At 60.9% G+C, this 803-nt stretch carries 1 protein-coding gene and 1 pseudogene; both read left to right on the top strand.

Annotated features, from left to right (window positions below; genetic code table 11):
* Positions 1 to 619, top strand: a 619-nt coding sequence (gene traK / locus HMPREF3096_RS09465; protein WP_176747745.1) for a type-F conjugative transfer system secretin TraK, incomplete at its 5' end; no start/stop codon positions are given.
* A pseudogene (locus HMPREF3096_RS09460) lies at positions 619 to 803 on the top strand (conjugal transfer protein TraB); the annotation flags it as partial. The gene traK and the pseudogene HMPREF3096_RS09460, both read left to right, overlap by 1 nt.

Raw genomic sequence — 803 nt, 5'->3', positions numbered from 1 at the left:
TACCCGAAATCTGATTTATTCAACAAAGCCCCTTTTTACTGTACCCGGGGACCGTATCACCGCGATTAACAGCCTGGATGGCGGACTGACCAACCAGGAGCAGACCGACAGCGGTGGCGCCATTCTGGCCACCGTCAGTAAAAAGCCGTTCACCTTTATCGTGGAAACTGAGCGCGGCCTGAACTTCTCCATCCGTGCCGTGCCGCGCGCAGGCGTCGGGAGAACCATTCAGCTGGTCAGTGAACTGTCGGGCACGCCGGGCCCGGCAAAAGCCTGGGAAGAGTCAAACCCGTATGAGTCTGTGCTGGTCTCTCTGAACCGCGCCGTGCGCCAGGGCAGCGTTCCAGGTGACTATCAGGCTGTCCCGGTCACGTCAGAAACGCTGGCGGTGCCAGCCGGTCTGCGTGCCACGGCAGAGAAAGTCTGGACAGGGCATCACCTGAAGGTCGTCCGTTACAGTCTGGATAATGTCTCGCTGTCGCCTCGTATGGTGCGTGAGAGCGATTTCTGGCAGCCCGGCACGCGCGCCGTCATGTTCAGTACGCCTGCAGGACCGCTGACCGCCGGTGGCCGGATGCAGGTCTGGGTGACCACCTCAGATGCAGGAGGGAACCGCTGATGGCGAACTTTAACACGCTGATTAAGCGCAAGCAGTACCTCTGGCTGGGGCTCATTCTGGTGGGCGGCGCTGCTGCCGTTGGTGGCGGCCTCTATCTGTCAGAGCTGAACCTGAACTCTGATGAAGAGGCCCCTGCTCAGGGCGAACCCGCACCGGACATGACCGGGGTGGTCGACAGCAGCTT

Source organism: Klebsiella sp. HMSC25G12 (assembly GCF_001807705.1).
Taxonomy (GTDB): Bacteria; Pseudomonadota; Gammaproteobacteria; order Enterobacterales; family Enterobacteriaceae; genus Klebsiella; species Klebsiella variicola.
The sequence above is the reverse complement of the archived record's forward strand: the minus strand, read 5'-3'. Positions and strand labels throughout refer to the sequence as shown.